At 74.3% G+C, this 16072-nt stretch carries 15 protein-coding genes; all 15 read right to left on the bottom strand.

From position 1 onward, the window contains the following. On the bottom strand, positions 1-941 hold a 941-nt coding region (locus VF468_21890), incomplete at its 3' end, for an MFS transporter (protein ID HEX5880942.1). A 76-nt stretch (positions 942-1017) separates the two neighbouring features. Beyond that, positions 1018-3510, bottom strand: a complete 2493-nt coding sequence (locus VF468_21895) for an ATP-dependent Clp protease ATP-binding subunit (GenBank protein HEX5880943.1) — start codon at positions 3508-3510, stop codon at positions 1018-1020. A gap of 261 nt (positions 3511-3771) precedes the next feature. Then, on the bottom strand, positions 3772-5265 hold the full coding sequence (gene lysS / locus VF468_21900) for a lysine--tRNA ligase (protein ID HEX5880944.1): 1494 nt from the start codon (positions 5263-5265) through the stop codon (positions 3772-3774). 76 nt (positions 5266-5341) lie between these two features. Next, entirely contained in the window at positions 5342-6802 is a 1461-nt protein-coding gene (locus tag VF468_21905) for an APC family permease (GenBank protein ID HEX5880945.1), read from the bottom strand. A 405-nt stretch (positions 6803-7207) separates the two neighbouring features. Continuing rightward, complete coding sequence (locus VF468_21910) at positions 7208-7834, bottom strand: hypothetical protein (protein ID HEX5880946.1); 627 nt, start codon at positions 7832-7834, stop codon at positions 7208-7210. Continuing rightward, positions 7831-8616: a type III pantothenate kinase gene (locus VF468_21915; GenBank protein HEX5880947.1), complete on the bottom strand. Its 786-nt coding sequence runs from the start codon at positions 8614-8616 to the stop codon at positions 7831-7833. The genes VF468_21910 and VF468_21915 overlap by 4 nt, the downstream gene beginning before the upstream one ends. Before the next feature lie 3 nt (positions 8617-8619). Continuing rightward, entirely contained in the window at positions 8620-9471 is an 852-nt protein-coding gene (nadC, locus tag VF468_21920; protein HEX5880948.1) for a carboxylating nicotinate-nucleotide diphosphorylase, read from the bottom strand. Between the two features lie 43 nt (positions 9472-9514). Continuing rightward, positions 9515-11200 (bottom strand): L-aspartate oxidase, encoded by a 1686-nt coding sequence (gene nadB, locus VF468_21925; protein HEX5880949.1) that lies wholly within the window; start codon positions 11198-11200, stop codon positions 9515-9517. A gap of 23 nt (positions 11201-11223) precedes the next feature. Further along, positions 11224-12066, bottom strand: coding sequence for a pantoate--beta-alanine ligase (gene panC / locus VF468_21930; protein HEX5880950.1), 843 nt, complete (start codon positions 12064-12066; stop codon positions 11224-11226). Then, positions 12041-12982, bottom strand: coding sequence for a Rossmann-like and DUF2520 domain-containing protein (locus VF468_21935; protein ID HEX5880951.1), 942 nt, complete (start codon positions 12980-12982; stop codon positions 12041-12043). Before VF468_21935 ends, panC begins: the two co-directional genes overlap by 26 nt. Before the next feature lie 20 nt (positions 12983-13002). After that, positions 13003-13761 carry a methyltransferase domain-containing protein gene (locus VF468_21940; GenBank protein ID HEX5880952.1) on the bottom strand — a complete coding sequence of 253 codons (759 nt, stop codon included), beginning with the start codon at positions 13759-13761 and terminating at the stop codon, positions 13003-13005. A 47-nt stretch (positions 13762-13808) separates the two neighbouring features. Beyond that, positions 13809-14303, bottom strand: coding sequence for a 2-amino-4-hydroxy-6-hydroxymethyldihydropteridine diphosphokinase (folK, locus tag VF468_21945; GenBank protein ID HEX5880953.1), 495 nt, complete (start codon positions 14301-14303; stop codon positions 13809-13811). Then, the gene (folB, locus tag VF468_21950; protein HEX5880954.1) at positions 14300-14683 is read right to left on the bottom strand and encodes a dihydroneopterin aldolase; all 384 of its coding nucleotides are present in this window, start codon (positions 14681-14683) and stop codon (positions 14300-14302) included. The genes folK and folB overlap by 4 nt, the downstream gene beginning before the upstream one ends. Continuing rightward, positions 14680-15081 (bottom strand): nuclear transport factor 2 family protein, encoded by a 402-nt coding sequence (locus tag VF468_21955; GenBank protein HEX5880955.1) that lies wholly within the window; start codon positions 15079-15081, stop codon positions 14680-14682. The genes folB and VF468_21955 overlap by 4 nt, the downstream gene beginning before the upstream one ends. Next, a complete protein-coding gene (gene folP / locus VF468_21960) occupies positions 15078-15944 on the bottom strand; it encodes a dihydropteroate synthase (protein ID HEX5880956.1) in 867 nt (288 codons plus the stop codon). Before folP ends, VF468_21955 begins: the two co-directional genes overlap by 4 nt. Between the last annotated feature and the right edge of the window lie 128 nt (positions 15945-16072).

Below are 16072 nucleotides of genomic sequence, written 5' to 3' on the forward strand. Positions count from 1 at the left end.
CCGCCCACCCCGACCCCGGCCAGGAGCAGGCCGAGACCGACCGTGCCGACGCCCTGGCGGCGCAGCTCGAAGGCGAGCAGGAACAGGGTGAACCCGCCGACCGCCCGGACGCAGGTGTTGGCCGTCCGGGCCAGCCGCACCCGCCCCGGCGGCCGGGCCAGCCGCGCCACCCGCCGGTCCATCGACCTCCGCCGGGAGCCAGCCCCCGGGTCGAGCGGCCGGCCGCCCGGGTCGAGTGACCCGGCACCCGGATCCGGCGACCGCGACCCCGGGTCCGGCGACCGCGACCCCGGGTCCGGCGACCGCGACGCCGGACCCCGGCGGGAACCGGCCACCGGGAGCGACAGGGCGACCAGGCCGCCCACGGCGAAGGTGGCGGCGGCGGCCCACAGGACCGCGCCGCCGCCCAGGAGGCGGTCGAGGCCGACCCCGAGCAGGGCTCCGGCGGTCCCGCCCAGGGCGGCGACCCTGGCCATGCGGCCGTTCACGGCCACCAGGTCACGCTGGTCCGGGCCCAGCAGCTCCGGGACCATGGCGGTGCGGCTGATGCCGTGGGCCCGGGAGCAGACCAGGAGGCCGAAGGCGAGCGGGTAGAGGAGCAGGGATTCGGTCCGGGACACGGCCAGGGCGGCCAGGGCGGCCCGCAGGGCCATGGCGGCGGCCAGGGCCAGGCGGCCGGCGCCGCTGCGGCCGTCCAGCAGGCGGCCGAGCAGGGGCGCCACCACCGCGAACGGGGCGACCGTCAACAGGAGGTAGAGCGCGACCCGGGGCCGGGCCGCGGCCACCGGCACGGCGAAGAACAGGGTCCCGGCCAGGGCCACCGCGACCAGGGCGTCGCCCAGGGTGCTGATCGCGTGCACCCAGGCCAGCCGGTCCAGCGGCCGGCCCAGCGGCCGGGCGGCCACGCCCCCCCGACCCCGGCCCCGAACCACCCCGTCCATGTGCGGCATGCTAACGGCGAAGCCCCCGGGGATCCCGGGGGCTTCGCCTATCCCTGGGGTGGGACAGCTGGGACGCCTACTCCTTGCCGGCCAGCTCGGCCGGGGGGACGTCGATCTCCTCGGAAGGCCGGTCGAGCGAGCGGAACGCGATCTCGCCGTTCTCGGCGTCGACCACGACCAGCTGGCCGGCCGTGAACTCCTTCCACAGCAGCTTCTCGGACAGCGGGTCCTCGACCAGGCGCTGGATGGTCCGCCGCAGCGGGCGGGCCCCGAGGGCCGGGTCGTAGCCCTTCTCGGCCATCAGGTCCTTGGCCGCCTCGGTCAGCTCCATGGCGATGTCCTTGGACTTGAGCTGCTCCACGACCCGCCGCATCATCAGGTCGACGATGCTCTTCACCTGCTCGCGCGAGAGCTGGTGGAAGACGATGACCTCGTCGATCCGGTTGAGGAACTCCGGCCGGAAGTGGCGCTTGAGCTCGTCCATGACCTTGGACTGCATCCGCTCGTAGTCGACCTTGGCGTCGGGCCGGGCGGTGAAGCCCAGGGTGGCGCCCTTGGCGATGTCGCGGGTACCCAGGTTGGAGGTCATGATCAGCACGGTGTTCTTGAAGTCGACCGTGCGGCCCTGGGCGTCGGTCAGCCGCCCGTCCTCCAGGATCTGGAGGAGGGTGTTGAACACGTCCGGGTGGGCCTTCTCGATCTCGTCGAACAGCACCACGCTGAACGGCTTGCGCCGGACCGCCTCGGTGAGCTGGCCGCCCTCCTCGTAGCCGATGTAGCCGGGCGGGGAGCCGATCAGGCGCGAGACCGTGTGCTTCTCCATGTACTCCGACATGTCGAGCGCGATCAGCGCGTCCTCGTCCCCGAACAGGAACTCGGCCAGGGTGCGGGACAGCTCGGTCTTCCCGACGCCCGAGGGGCCGAGGAAGATGAACGAGCCCGACGGCCGCTTGGGGTCCTTGAGGCCGGCCCTGGTGCGGCGGATGGCCTGGGAGACGGCGTGGATGGCGTTGTCCTGGCCGACGATCCGCTTGTGCAGCTCGTCCTCCATGCGCAGGAGCTTGGCCGTCTCCTCCTCGGTCAGCTTGAACACCGGGATGCCGGTCCAGGAGGCCAGCACCTCGGCGATCTGCTCCTCGTCGACCTCGGCGACCACGTCCATGTCGCCCGACTTCCACTCCCGCTCGCGGCGGGCCTTGTCGTTGAGGAGGTTCTTCTCGGTGTCGCGGAGGCTGGCCGCCTTCTCGAAGTCCTGGGCGTCGATCGCCGACTCCTTGTCGCGCCGGACGTCGGCGATGCGGCCGTCGAACTCGCGGAGGTCGGGCGGGGCGGTCATGCGCCGGATGCGCATGCGGCTGCCGGCCTCGTCGATCAGGTCGATCGCCTTGTCGGGCAGGAAGCGGTCGGAGATGTAGCGGTCGGCCAGGTTGGCGGAGGCGACCAGGGCGTCGTCGGTGATGGTGACGCGGTGGTGGGCCTCGTAGCGGTCGCGCAGCCCCTTGAGGATGTCGATGGTGTGGGCGACCGACGGCTCCTGGACCTGGATCGGCTGGAAGCGGCGCTCCAGGGCGGCGTCCTTCTCCAGGTGCTTGCGGTACTCCTCGAGGGTGGTGGCGCCGATGGTCTGGAGCTCGCCCCGGGCCAGCATGGGCTTGAGGATCGAGGCGGCGTCGATCGCGCCCTCGGCCGCGCCCGCCCCGACGAGCGTGTGCAGCTCGTCGATGAACAGGACGATGTCGCCGCGGGTGCGGATCTCCTTGAGGACCTTCTTGAGGCGCTCCTCGAAGTCGCCGCGGTAGCGGGACCCGGCGACCAGGGCGCCCAGGTCCAGGGTGTACATCTGCTTGCCCTTGAGCGTCTCGGGAACCTCGCCCTTGACGATGGCCTGGGAGAGGCCCTCGACGATGGCGGTCTTGCCGACGCCGGGCTCGCCGATCAGCACCGGGTTGTTCTTGGTCCGGCGGGACAGCACCTGCATGACCCGCTCGATCTCCTTCTCGCGCCCGATCACCGGGTCGAGCTTGCCCTCGCGGGCCAGCTGGGTGAGGTTGCGCCCGAACTGGTCGAGCACCAGGGAGCCCTGCGGCTGGGCCTCGCCCGGGGCGCCGCCGCCCTGGCCCTCCTTGCCGCCGGCGTAGCCGGACAGCAGCTGGATGACCTGCTGGCGGACGCGGGAGAGGTCGGCGCCCAGCTTGACCAGCACCTGGGCGGCCACGCCCTCGCCCTCGCGGATGAGGCCGAGCAGGATGTGCTCGGTGCCGATGTAGTTGTGGCCGAGCTGCAGGGCCTCGCGGAGCGACAGCTCCAGGACCTTCTTGGCCCGCGGCGTGAACGGGATGTGCCCGGTGGGCGCGCTCTGGCCCTGGCCGATGATCTCCTCGACCTGGGCGCGGACGGCCTCCAGGGAGATGCCGAGCGACTCGAGCGCCTTGGCGGCGACCCCTTCGCCCTCGTGGATCAGCCCGAGCAGGATGTGCTCGGTGCCGATGTAGTTGTGATTGAGGAGCCGAGCCTCCTCCTGCGCGAGCACGACGACCCGTCGAGCCCGGTCGGTGAAGCGCTCAAACATGCCAAACCCCCAGGGATACGGCGGCAGCGGTTCCTTGCCGCCAATCGACTATACACCTGGCCCTCCGACGTCCCGTACGGGAGTTGCAGGACGTCCAGATACGCTCTTCGTCTACTCCGACAACGCCTCGAGGGTGAGCGCTGTTCCCGATTTTCGTCTCCGCCTCATCGGCTTCATCGGCGCCCGCCGCCAGGACTTGACGGTCGCCGCCCTCACCTGGACCTTCGTTTCCCAGGCCCGCCTGGATGCCCGCTTCGACTCCTACATCTCCTCCGGCCGGAGCTGGGGGAACAGGAGGGCTTCGCGGATCGAGGACAGGTCGCCGAGCAGCATCACCAGGCGGTCGACCCCGATGCCGAGGCCGGCGTTGGGGGGCAGGCCCAGCTCCAGGGCCCGCAGGTAGGCCTCGTCGACCACCATCGCCTCCTCGTCGCCGCCCGCCTTGGCCAGGGCCTGCTCCTCGAAGCGGACCCGCTGCTCGTCGGGGTCGGTCAGCTCCGAGAAGCAGTTGGCGTACTCGCGGCCGCCGATGATCAGCTCGAACCGCTCGGTGACGAACGGGTCGTCGCGGTGCGGGTGGGCCAGGGGCGAGACCTCGACCGGGTAGTCGGTCACGAAGGTCGGGCCGGTGAGCTTGTGCTCGGCGTGCTTCTCGTACAGCTCCAGCACCAGCTTGCCGGTGCCCCAGCCGGGCTCCCAGGCGACCTCGCACTTGTCGCACAGCGCGCGGACCTGGTCCAGGGGCCAGTCGTAGGCCAGGTCGGGACGGCCGATCGCCTCCCGGACGGCCTCCAGCAAGGTGACCTCGGCCCAGTCGCCGTCCAGGTCGATCTCGCGGCCCCGGTGGGTGACCCGGCGCCCGACCCCGGCGGCGTCGGCCGCCTCCTGGATGACCCCGCGGGCCAGCACCATCATGTCCCGGTAGTCCTGGAAGGCCGAGTTCGACTCCAGCATGGTGAACTCGGTGTTGTGGGTGGCGTCGATGCCCTCGTTGCGGAACACCCGCCCCAGCTCGAACACCCGGTCCACCCCGCCGACCAGCAGCCGCTTCAGGTACAGCTCGCAGGCCACCCGGAGGAACAGGTCGGTGTCGAGGGCGTTGTGGTGGGTGACGAACGGCCTGGCCAGGGCGCCGCCGGGGACCGGGTTGAGGATCGGGGTCTCGACCTCCAGGAAGCCCCGGGCGAGCATCGACTCGCGCAGGGACCGCACCACCTGGGAGCGCAGCCGCATGGCCGCCACGGCGGCGGGGTTGACGGCCAGGTCGAGCTCGCGCTGGCGGGAGCGGACCTCGACGTCGGTCAGGCCCTTCCACTTGTCGGGCAGGGGCCGCAGGGCCTTGCCGAGCAGGAACACCTCGGTCGCCTTGACCGACAGCTCGCCCTTGCGGGTCTTGACCACCGGGCCCTGGACTCCGACCCAGTCGCCGACGTCCAGGTCGAGCACGACCTCGAGCTGGTCGGCCCCGAGGGCGCCCACCGTCAGCATGATCTGGAGCTCGGCGCCGTCGTGGCGCAGGGTCCAGAAGGCGAGGCGGCCCATGGGCCGCTTGAGCACGATCCGGCCGGCGACCCGGACGACGTCGTCCGACTCCTCGCCGGCCTCAAGCCGGTGGTCCCAGCCCCGGCGGACCTCGCCCAGGGTGTGGGTGCGCCGGAAGCCGACCGGGAAGGCGTCGATCCCGGCCGCGCGCAGCCGGGCCAGCTTGACCCGCCGCGCCTGCTCGACGGCGGAGCGGTCCTCGTCGTCTGGCACGGGTCGGGGCGGCTCCTCGGGCGGTGGCTGTCTGCTCAGAGCCGCATGCTACCCGAGGGGCCGCCCGGCTCCGGCGTCAGGGCCGGTCGTCACCGCTGCGGTCGTCCTCCGGGCTGGTGGTCAGGTCCTCCTCGGCCACCACGGTGCCGGTGCTCCGGGTGACCAGGTAGTTGACCCCCCACAGGACCAGGCCGCCGATCAGCAGGAAGATGGCGGTCCGGTAGACCTCGCCGGTGCGGTTGATGGGCAGCAGGAACACCAGGGCCACGGCCCCCCCGATGACCGGCATGATCGACGGGGCCACGAAGTGGCGGTGCCCCACCGGGTCGCGCCGCAGCACCAGCACGCACACGTTGACCAGGAAGAACACCGAGGTCAGCAGGAGCACGGTGGTGTCGGACAGGCCGGAAAGGTCGTTGACGGTGAGGATCAGCAGGATCGACAGGGCGGTGGTGAACAGGATCCCGAACCACGGCGTCTTGCGGGGCGAGACCCAGGCGAACGGGGCCGGCAGCACCCCCTGGTTGGCCATGCCGTACAGCAGCCGCGAGGCCATCAGCATGTTGATCAGCATGGTGTTGGAGACTGCGATCATGGCGATGACCGAGAACAGGGTGCCGGCGTCGTAGTCGGGCAGGCCGATCCGCACCACCTCGAGCAGCGGCCCGGTGGACTCGGTGAGCACGTCCAGGGGCACGGTCATGGCCGCGGTGAAGCCGACCAGCAGGTAGATGATGCTGGCGGCGACGATGCCGGTGAGCAGGGCCGGCGGGAAGGTGTTGATGGGGTCGCGGACCTCCTCGGCCATGTTCACCGAGTCCTCGAAGCCGATGAAGGCGTAGAAGGCGGTGGCCGCGCCGGCGGTGATGCCGGTCAGGGCCCCGAACCCGGAGTCCTTGAACTCGAACGCCTGTCCGGGGTCGCCGTCGCCGCTGAACAGCACCTTGACGCCGACCAGGATGATGAACAGCAGGCCGGACAGCTCGATCAGGGTGATGGCGATGTTGACCTTGATCGACTCTCCCACCCCGCGGTAGTTCACGGCCGCCACCAGCAGGATGACCAGGACGGCGATCAGCTTCAGGGGCGGGTTCTCTTCCCCGAACACGCCCGTCCAGTAGCGGCCCCCGACCCGGGTGGCCGCGAACGAGGCCGAGGTGACCCCCGAGGCCATCACGGCGATGGTCACCATGAAGCTAAGGATCGAGATGTGGAACGCCCGGTGGACGTACAGGGCGGCGCCGGCGGCCCTCGGGTACTTGGTCACCAGCTCCAGGTAGGCGAAGGCGGTGACCAGGGCGAGCAGGAACGAGACCAGGAACGAGGCCCAGATGGCCCCGCCGACGTCGCCCGCGACCTGCCCGGTGAGGGCGTAGATGCCGGCCCCGAGGATGTCGCCGAGGATGAAGAAGGTCAGCATCGGCCGGGTGATCACCCGGTTGAGGCGGGTCTCCTCCGGGTCCTCGATGCTGGTGACGTGGCCGGGTGCTCCGGGAGGCGGACGGTCGTCCGGCTCGGGGTCGATCCTGTCGGTCAAGCTGACCACCTCCTGGGGAGGCTACCCACCGGATAGAGGTATGCAGCTGAACCATAACAAGAACACGGGACGCGACCTAGACTAGCGATTCGCCCGTGCTGTCGTTACCGCCCGGTTAGGTCGACACGACATCGTTTGTCCAGGCTCCAGGCGGACCCTCGCGATCGGGATACCTACCCCCGCCGGAGCCGCGCCGATGACGACGACCGCGTTCCCTGGCAGGCAGACCCGGAGCCGGGTCGCCGCCGCGCCGAGGGCATCTGTCCTCCGCCTCGGCGTCGGGTCGTCGAGGTCGCTACCCGGACCGGCCGCCCCGGTACCCGCCAGGGCGTGTGGAGCGACCTCCCAGTCCAACCCCGGCCCCCGCCCCCCCATCCCCCAGGGGCCGGGGTTGGACCGGCGCACCTAGCGCGGCCGGGCCGCCACCAGCGCGGCCAGGCAGGCCACGATCATGCCCGCGCCGGCGAGCTGGCCGGGGGGGCCAAGGCCGAGGGCGCTGCCGTAGATCACCAGGAACAGGCCGGCCAGCAGGCCGAGGCTGGCCAGGCTGCCGACGCCGGAGCGGCGGCGGGCCCGGGCGAAGTCGGTGCGGCCGCGGCGGCCGAGGAAGCCGTCGAGGACGGCGGCCGGGTGGTCCTCCTCGGCCAGGTAGAGCCAGGTCTCGCCCGGGCCCTCGTCGACCAGCAGGAGCCAGCCGGGCTCCGGCGGCGGGTCGGTGGCGGCCTGGACCCTGGCCGCGCGCTCGCCGAGGGCCGGGACGCGCATGGCCCGGTCCCTGGCCGGGGTGGCGGCCACCACCACCCGCACCGGCAGCAGCCCGTCGCGGTCGACGGTGGCCGTTGCGGCCATCCGGTCGAACACCGGCGCGTGCTCGGCCATGCGCCGCCACACGGCCACGCCCTCGCGGCGGACCAGCCCCTCCTGGGTGGTCGGCGGGCCGAGCACGACCGCCTCGATCCCGAACGGCCGGAACGCCCGCGGCGACAGGGCCCGGCCCTCGACCCGGTCCTGGCGCGGCAGCCGGTCACTCATTGCTTGAGCCCCCCGGACCCCCTGTTCCTGTCCCAGATGATCCGCAGACCGTGGAGGGTGAGCCAGGGCTCGTGGCGCTGGACGGTCTCGCACGCCTCCAGCACGGCCCCGGCCAGGCCGCCGGTGGCGACCACGGTGGCCTCGCCGCCCAGCTCGGCCACCATGCGCCGGACGATGCCGTCGACCTGGCCGGCGAAGCCCCAGATGGCCCCCGCCTGGAGGCTCTCCACGGTGTTCTTGCCGATCACCGACCGGGGCTCCACCAGCTCGACCCGGCGCAGCTGGGCGGTCCGCTCGACCAGGGCGTTCATGGAGATCTGGATGCCGGGGGCGATGGCCGCGCCCAGGTGCTCGCCCCGCTCCGAGACGGCGTCGAAGGTGGTGGCGGTGCCGAAGTCGACCACCACCACCGGCCCGCCGTAGGCGGCGTAGGCGGCGATGGCGTTCACCACCCGGTCGGCCCCGACCTCGCGCGGGTTGTCGGTCAGGATCGGCAGCCCGGTGCGGACGCCGGGCTCGATCACCAGCGGCTCGACCTGGCAGTAGCGCCGGACCATCTCGCGCAGGGCCTGGGTGAGCCGCGGCACCACCGAGGAGACCACCACCCCGGAGGCGTCGCCCAGCCCCAGCCCCTCCTGGGCCAGGAAGCCGTCCAGCAGCAGGGCGTGCTCGTCGGCGGTGCGCTCGGCCACGGTCGACGCCCGCCAGTGCTGGGCCAGCTCCTCGCCCTGGAACACGCCGATGGTGATCTCGGTGTTGCCGACGTCGACAGCGAGCAGCACCGGTCATCCCTCCCAGTCGAGGGCGATGTCCAGGGCCGTGGCCGAGTGGGTGAGGGCGCCGACGGCCAGGAAGTCGACCCCGGTCTCGGCGACCGCCCGGGCCCGTTCCAGGGAGATGCCGCCCGACGCCTCGGTGCGGGCCCGCCGGCGGGAGGCCCTCACCGCCTCGGCCATCGTGTCCAGCTCCATGTTGTCGAGCAGCAGCAGGTCGCAGCCGAGGTCGAGGGCCTCGGCGACCTGGTCGAGGGTCTCCACCTCGACCTCGAGGGGAAGGCCGGGGCCGGCCGCCCGGGCCGCCTCGACGGCCCGGCGCAGGCTCCCCGCCGCCTGGATGTGGTTGTCCTTGACCAGCAGGGCGTCGTACAGGCCCATGCGGTGGTTGGCCCCGCCGCCGCAGCGGACGGCGTACTTCTCCAGGTAGCGGAGGCCGGGCGTGGTCTTGCGGGTGTCGCGGACCACCGCCCCGGTGCCGGCCACCGCCTCGACGAAGGCGGCGGTCAGGGTGGCCACCCCCGACAGGTGGCCGAGGAAGTTGAGCATGGTCCGCTCGGCGGCCAGCAGCACCCGGGCGGGCCCGGCGAAGCGGCCGAGCACGGTCCCGGCCTCGACCGGGGCGCTGTCGGCGAGCTCGGGCCGGAAGGCCGCCGGTCCCAGCCGGAGGCGCTCCCGCACCTCGGCCAGGACCACGTCGACCGCGGGCAGCCCGGCCACCACCCCCGGCCCGCGGGCCACCAGCAGCGCCGCCGCCCTCGCCCCGAGCAGCCGGCTGGTCGGGTCCCCCTCGGCCCCCAGGTCCTCGTCAAGGGCGTTCCTGACGGCGATGGTCAGGGCACCGGCGGGCAGGGTGATGGTCACCGGCGGCCCTCCTCGGTCGCGGTGCGGGCGGGCGGCGCGACGGTCACGGGCACGCCCCCTCCGCCGCGGGCACGGCCAGGAGGCCGGCCTCCAGGCCGCCGTCGGGCGTCCTGGCCAGGGTCTGGCGGACCCGCCAGGCCGCGACCGGGGCCGGGTGGTCGGAGCGCCAGTGGCCGCCCCTTGACTCCTCCCGCCTGAGGGCCAGCTCGGCCACCGCCCGGCCCACCTGGACCAGGTTGGCCGCCTCGAACCCCGCGGGTCCCGGTTCGCCGAGGTCGACGGTGAGCCGTTCCAGCTCGGCGATGGCCTCGGCCAGCCCGCCGGCCGAGCGCACCACCCCGACCCGGTCGGTCATCACCCGCCGCACCCGGGCCCGCACGGCGCCGGGGCCCGCCGGAGGGGGAGCGTAGCCCAACCCGGTGAAGGGCGGCGCCGGTCCGTCCACAGCCCCGACCCCGGCACCAGCCCCGGCGCCCGACTCCTCGGCCAGGGCGCGGCCGATGCGGGCGGCGAACACCACGCCCTCGAGGAGCGAGTTGGAGGCCAGGCGGTTGGCGCCGTGGACGCCGGTGCAGGCGGCCTCGCCGACGGCGAACAGGCCGGGCAGGCTGGTCCGGCCGTCCAGGTCGGTGACCACCCCGCCCATCAGGTAGTGGGCGGCCGGCGAGACCGGGATCGGCTCGCGGGCCGGGTCGATCCCGGCGGTCCGGCAGCGGGCCAGGATGGTCGGGAAGCGGCGCTCCAGCTGGCCGGCCGGGATCGAGGTGGCGTCCAGCCACAGGTGCCGGGCGCCGGTGGCGGCCATGCGGGCGGCCACCGCCCGGGTGACGACGTCGCGGGGGGCCAGGTCGCCGAGGGGGTGGACGCCGGCCATGACCGGCGCGCCGTCGCCGTCGCGGAGCACCGCCCCCTCCCCGCGCATGGCCTCCGAGATGAGGGGACGGGGGTCGCCGTCGACGTGGAGGGCGGTGGGGTGGAACTGGACGAACTCCAGGTCGGCGAGGACCGCCCCGGCCCGCAGGGCGGCCGCCACCCCGTCGCCGGTGGACAGGGGCGGGTTGGTGGTGTCGGCGAACAGCTGCCCGGCGCCGCCGCTGGCCAGCACGACCGCGCTGGCCCGGACGACCCGGAGCTCGCCGCCGTCCCACAGCAGCGCCCCGGTCACCCGCCCGCCGCTGGTGAGGAGGTCGACCAGGAAGGTGTGCTCGGCCGCCCGGACGGCCGGGGCGGCCCGCGCCGCCTCGGCCAGGGCCCGCTCCAGCTCGGCCCCGGTGGCGTCGCCGCCGGCGTGGACGACCCGCGACCGCGAGTGCCCGCCCTCCCGGGTCCGGGCCAGCTGCCCGTCGAGGCCGGCCAGGTCGAAGCGGACCCCGAAGGCGCGCAGGTCGGCGATGGCCTGGGCACCCTCGGCGGCCAGCATCCTGACCGCCACCGGGTCGCACAGCCCGGCCCCGGCGGCCAGGGTGTCGGCCACGTGCTCGGCCACCGAGTCGAGGAGGGGGTCCAGCACGGCCGCGATCCCGCCCTGGGCGTAGCGGGTGGCCGAGTGGCCGAGACGGTCCTTGGTGGCCAGGAGCACCGTCCGGCCGGCCGGGACGGCCAGGGCGGCCGACAGCCCGGCCACCCCGGAGCCGACGACCAGGACGTCGACCTCCTCGCCGGCCGGGGAGGTCCCCCCGACGGAACCCCCGTCCGGGTCGGCGGCCAGCAGGCCGCGCGGGATCAGCATCCGGTTCGCTCCTCGATCACTGGTCAAAGGATGACATTGTCGATCAGGCGGGTGCGGCCGACCCGGGCGGCGGTGGCCAGGACCTGGCCGGGCTCGGCCTGCTTGACCGGCTCGAAGGTGGCCGGGTCGACCAGGGCCACGTAGTCGGGCTCGACCCCGGGCGCGTCCTCCAGCAGGTCGCGGGCGGCCGCCTCCACGTCCCCGGGGTCGCGCCGCCCGGCCGCGAAGGCGGCCAGGCCGGCCCGCAGGGCCCGGTACAGGGCGGTGGCGTGCCGCCGCTCGGAGGCCGACAGGTAGGCGTTGCGGGAGGAGGCGGCCAGCCCGTCCGGCTCCCGCACCGTCGGGCAGGCGACGATCTCGTTGGGGAAGGCGAGGTCGGCGACCATGCGCCGGACCACGGCGAGCTGCTGGGCGTCCTTCTGGCCGAAGTAGGCGCGGCACGGCCCGGCCAGGTGGAGCAGCTTGGCCACCACCGTGGCCACCCCGTCGAGGTGGCCGGGCCGGACCAGGCCCTCCAGCCGCTCGGCCAGGCCGCCACCGACCTGGAGCCGCACCTCCGGCGGGGCCGGCCACATCTCCCCCTCGGCCGGCACGAACGCCAGGTCGGTCCCTTCGGCCCGGAGGACGGCCAGGTCGGCGTCGCGGTCGCGGGGGTAGCCGGCCAGGTCCTCGGAGGGCCCGAACTGCAGCGGGTTCACGAACACCGACGCGACCACGAACGCGTTCTCGGCCCTGGCCCTGGCCAGCAGCGAGCGGTGGCCGGCGTGCAGGGCGCCCATCGTGGGCACGAAGCCGACCCCGGCGCCGGTGTCCCTGGCGGCGTCGGTGGCGGCGCGCAGCTCAGCGCTGCTCGCGACCTCGCGCACGCCGTCCCAGTCTCCGGAGCAGCTCCAGCCGCTCGTGGGACTCCTCGCCCTCGACATGGCCGTGCAGGCCGGCCTCGACCCGGGCCCTGGCCTCCGGGTCCAGCCGGCCGGCGGCGGCCGCCCGGTCGGCGACCAGCCGGGCCAGGGCCACGTACACGTTGATGACCTTCTGCTTGCGGGCCAGCGCCTCGGTGTGCATGGCCACGGTGCGGCCGTCGCCCCGCACCCACGGCCCGGACAGGCCGGCCTGCCCGGTGGCCAGGGCCGAGTCCACGCTGGCGTGGATCAGCCCGCTGAGCAGGGCCGCCGGGTCGATGACGCCGCCGGCCCGCAGCTGGTCGGTGGCGGTGGCCGAGAGGGCGGCGCAGCCGTTGGCGGCCAGGACCAGGGCGGCGTGGTAGCGGACCCGGCCCGACTCGGGCACGTCCATGGGGCGGCCGCCGAGGGTGGTCACGACCTCCTTGCCGGCCGGGTCCCCGGTGACCCCCCAGACGGTGCCGGGCAGGCGGCCCAGGGTGGCCTCGAGGTCGTCGTTGAAGATCTGCACCGGGTGGCAGGCGGCGGTCCGGGCGCCGGCGGCGGCCGCCGGGGCCAGGAGGCCGGGGCCGTCGACCCCGGCGGTGTGGACCACCACCTGGCCGGCGGCGAACGCGCCGTCGGCGGCCAGGGCGGTGACCAGCGACGGCAGCTGGTCGTCGGGGACGGCCAGGAGCACCAGGGACGCCCCCCTGGTGGCCGCCGTCGGGTCGGTCACGGCCAGGCCGGCCGCCTCGACCCGCTCGCGGCCGCGGTCGGAGCGGGCGCCCATGGTGACCTCGACGCCGATCCGGTCCAGGAAGGTGGCCAGGGCGAGGCCGACGCGGCCCGGGCCGATCACGGCGGCGGGCGAGAGCTTGCTGCTCTGGGAAGGCGGCATGGAACCCCCGGGGCCGGATGTCACGGAGTATATCCGGTCAAGTCAGGACGAAATACCCCGCGCCGGGCGACCAGGTGCAGGGTCCGGGCGCTCGAACGGTAGGGCTCGCGCCCGGCCACCAGCCGCTCCAGCTCGACCAGCCGCTGCCGCTCGGCCTGGTCCAGGTCGTCGTCCCCGGCCTCGGCGAACACCCCGACCCCGTAGGCCGCCACCAGGGCGAGCCCGGCCTTGTCGAGCTCCACCTCGACCTCGGCCAGGGTCCTCGCCTCGCCTGATCCCCGATCTTCCGGGGGGCTAGGCTTGAGCCCCCCGGACCCCCCGACCAACCGCAGGGCGGCCGCATGGTCGCCGCGGCGGCCGGACCGGAGGGCCAGCCAGTCGCGGTTGGCGAACCCGAGCGACAGCACCCCGCCGTCGGCCAGGACCCCGGCCAGGGAGGCGAGCAGGGCCGCCCGGTCCTCGACGTGGGTGAGCAGGTCGTGGCAGACGGCCGCGTCAAGGGCGCCGGGGCCGAGCAGGCCGGGCAGGTCGGCGGCGTCGCCCTGGACGGTGGCCACGCGCCCGGCGACCTCGCCGCCCTCGTCGGCCGCCCGCTGGGCGCAGGTGGCCAGCATGGCCGGCGAGGTGTCGACCACCGTGACCCGGTAGCCGTGCCTGGCCAGGGCGACGGCCAGCTGGCCGGTGCCGCCGCCGGCGTCGACCACCGTCGCCGGCGCCGCCGGCAGGGCCTCCAGCACCTGCCCGACCAGCAGCTCGAACCCGACTCTGCCCCTACCCACCGGGGCACCCCCTTGGGGTTCCCCAGACCCCTCCGGCCCTGCCCACCTCAGGCCTCCAGCTCGCCGACGGGGACGACCCCGGACACCGGGCCGAGGCGGGCCAGGGCGGCGGCGGCCAGCTCGCCGTCCGGGAAGCGCGCGAACGGGTCGGCGTCGCACAGGGGCACGAGCACGAACGCCCGCTCCCTGGCCCGCGGGTGGGGCACGGTCAGCTCGGGCGAGTCGATCGGCGGCCCGTCGTACAGCAGCAGGTCCAGGTCGGCGGTGCGCGGCCCCCAGCGCTCGGTTCGGACCCGGCCCAGGCCGTCCTCGGTGGCCAGCAGCAGCTCCAGCAGCTCGTGCGGGCTGCGGTCGGTCTCCAGCACGGCGACCGCGTTGAGGTAGGGATCCTGCTCGGGCCCGCCGACGGGGGCCGTCTCGTACACCCGGGACACGGCCATGACGTGGGTCTGCTCGTCGGCGTCGAGGACCCGCACGGCCGTGTCGAGGATGGCCATGCGGTCGCCCAGGTTGGAGCCGAGCCCAACGTGCGCCCGTGTCACGGCCGTCCCTCCCCCGTCGTCTCGCGGTCCCGCGTGATCTCCACCGCCACCCGGGCGTCGACCGGCAGCGGCGCCTGCGGCTTGGTGACGCGGACCCGGACCTGGCGGACCCGCTCGTCGGCCAGGACCAGCTGGGCCACATCCTCGGCCACCGCCTCCAGCAGCCGCCGGGGGCGGCCGCCGACCACCTCGGCCACCCGGCCGGCCAGGCTACCGTAGTCCACCGTCCGCTCGAGGTCGTCGGTCCGCCCGGCCGCGGCCAGGTCGACGTCCAGCTCCAGGTCGACCACGAACACCTGGCCGAGCTGGGCCTCGTGGGGCAGCACCCCGTGGCGGCCGTGGACCCGCAGCCCGCTCAGCAGGATCCGGTCGCCGGTCATGGGCGCAGCACCGGCGAGCCGTGGTGCAGGACCATCCGCCAGCCGTCGCCGTCGCGGCGGAACACGTTGGTGGCCAGCACCTTGGCGTCCTCCATGTCGGGGCCGCCGGCGCCCCCCGAGAGGATGTTCTCGGCGCAGGTGACCCAGGCGGTGTCGGCGTCGACGTGGACGCGGACGTCGGTGAGGAAGAACTGGATGTAGCCGGAGTTGGCGAAGATGGCCACCCAGGACCGGCTGACCTGGGGCCAGCCGGCCATCACGTCCCAGCCCGGGTGGATGCAGCGGACGTCCTCGTCGTGCCGCCAGCACGCCTCCATGCGGTCCATGTCCAGGGCCTCGAAGGCGGCGTAGAACTCCTCGTTGGCCTCGGTCACGGCCTTGACGTCCACCGGGTTCACGTGGCCCCCCAGCGCAGCATCGCCTCGGTCATCCGCACGGACGGGACCAGCGGGGCCACGTCGTGGACGCGGACGATCCGCGCTCCGCGCTCCACCGCCCACACCACCGTGGCCGCCGTGCCCTCGACCCGCTGGTCGGCGGGGCGGTCCAGGGCCCGGCCGATGAACGCCTTGCGGCTGGTGCCGACCAGCACCGGGTGGCCCAGGCGGGTGAGCCGGGCCAGGTTGTCGAGCAGGGCGTAGTTGTCGCGGTCGCGCTTGCCGAACCCGATCCCCGGGTCGACGACCAGGGCCTCGTGGTCGACGCCGGCGAACTCGGCGGCCAGGCAGCGCTCGGTCAGGAACGCCTCGACCTCGGTCACGACGTCGTCGTAGCGGGGGTCGTCCTGCATGGTCGCCGGGGTCCCGAGCATGTGCATCAGGACCAGCGGGACCTTGGCCTCGGCGGCCACCGCGAGCAGCTCGGGGTCGTGGCGGCCGGCGCTGACGTCGTTGATGATGCCGGCCCCGGCGGCCACGGCGGCCGCGGCCACGGCGGCCTTGCGGGTGTCGACCGAGACGGGCACGCCGGCCCTGGCGGCCAGCTCCTCGATCACCGGCAGGACCCGGTCGAGCTCGACCGCCTCGGGCACGTCGGCGGCGCCGGGGCGGGTCGACTCACCGCCGACGTCGAGCAGGTCGGCGCCCTCGGCGGCCAGGGCCAGCCCGTGGGCCACGGCCGCCGCCGGGTCCAGGTAGCGGCCCCCGTCCGAGAACGAGTCCGGGGTGACGTTCACCACCCCCATGACCAGGCAGCGCGTCGACGTCGGCAGGACCCGGTCACCGACCCGCAGGTCGTGCGGGGCGAGCGGCGCTACGGACAAGACGCGGACCTCCCTGGGGCGGATGCCCGGTCATCTTACTTACTGAGCCTACCGAGTCCCGGGTCAGCCCAGGCGGGTCACCCCGAGCAGGTTCATCGCCTCCATACGGGTGGACATGGAGTCGCGGA

The sequence above is a fragment of the Actinomycetota bacterium genome, assembly GCA_036280995.1.
Classification (GTDB): Bacteria; Actinomycetota; CALGFH01; order CALGFH01; family CALGFH01; genus CALGFH01.

Coding starts and splice junctions, on each gene's coding strand:
- VF468_21895 (HEX5880943.1), bottom strand. CDS start 3,510: ATGTTTGAGCGCTTCACCGACCGGGCTCGACGGGTCGTCGTGCTCGCG.
- VF468_21910 (HEX5880946.1), bottom strand. CDS start 7,834: ATGAGTGACCGGCTGCCGCGCCAGGACCGGGTCGAGGGCCGGGCCCTG.
- nadB (HEX5880949.1), bottom strand. CDS start 11,200: ATGCTGATCCCGCGCGGCCTGCTGGCCGCCGACCCGGACGGGGGTTCC.
- VF468_21935 (HEX5880951.1), bottom strand. CDS start 12,982: ATGCCGCCTTCCCAGAGCAGCAAGCTCTCGCCCGCCGCCGTGATCGGC.
- folB (HEX5880954.1), bottom strand. CDS start 14,683: ATGACCGGCGACCGGATCCTGCTGAGCGGGCTGCGGGTCCACGGCCGC.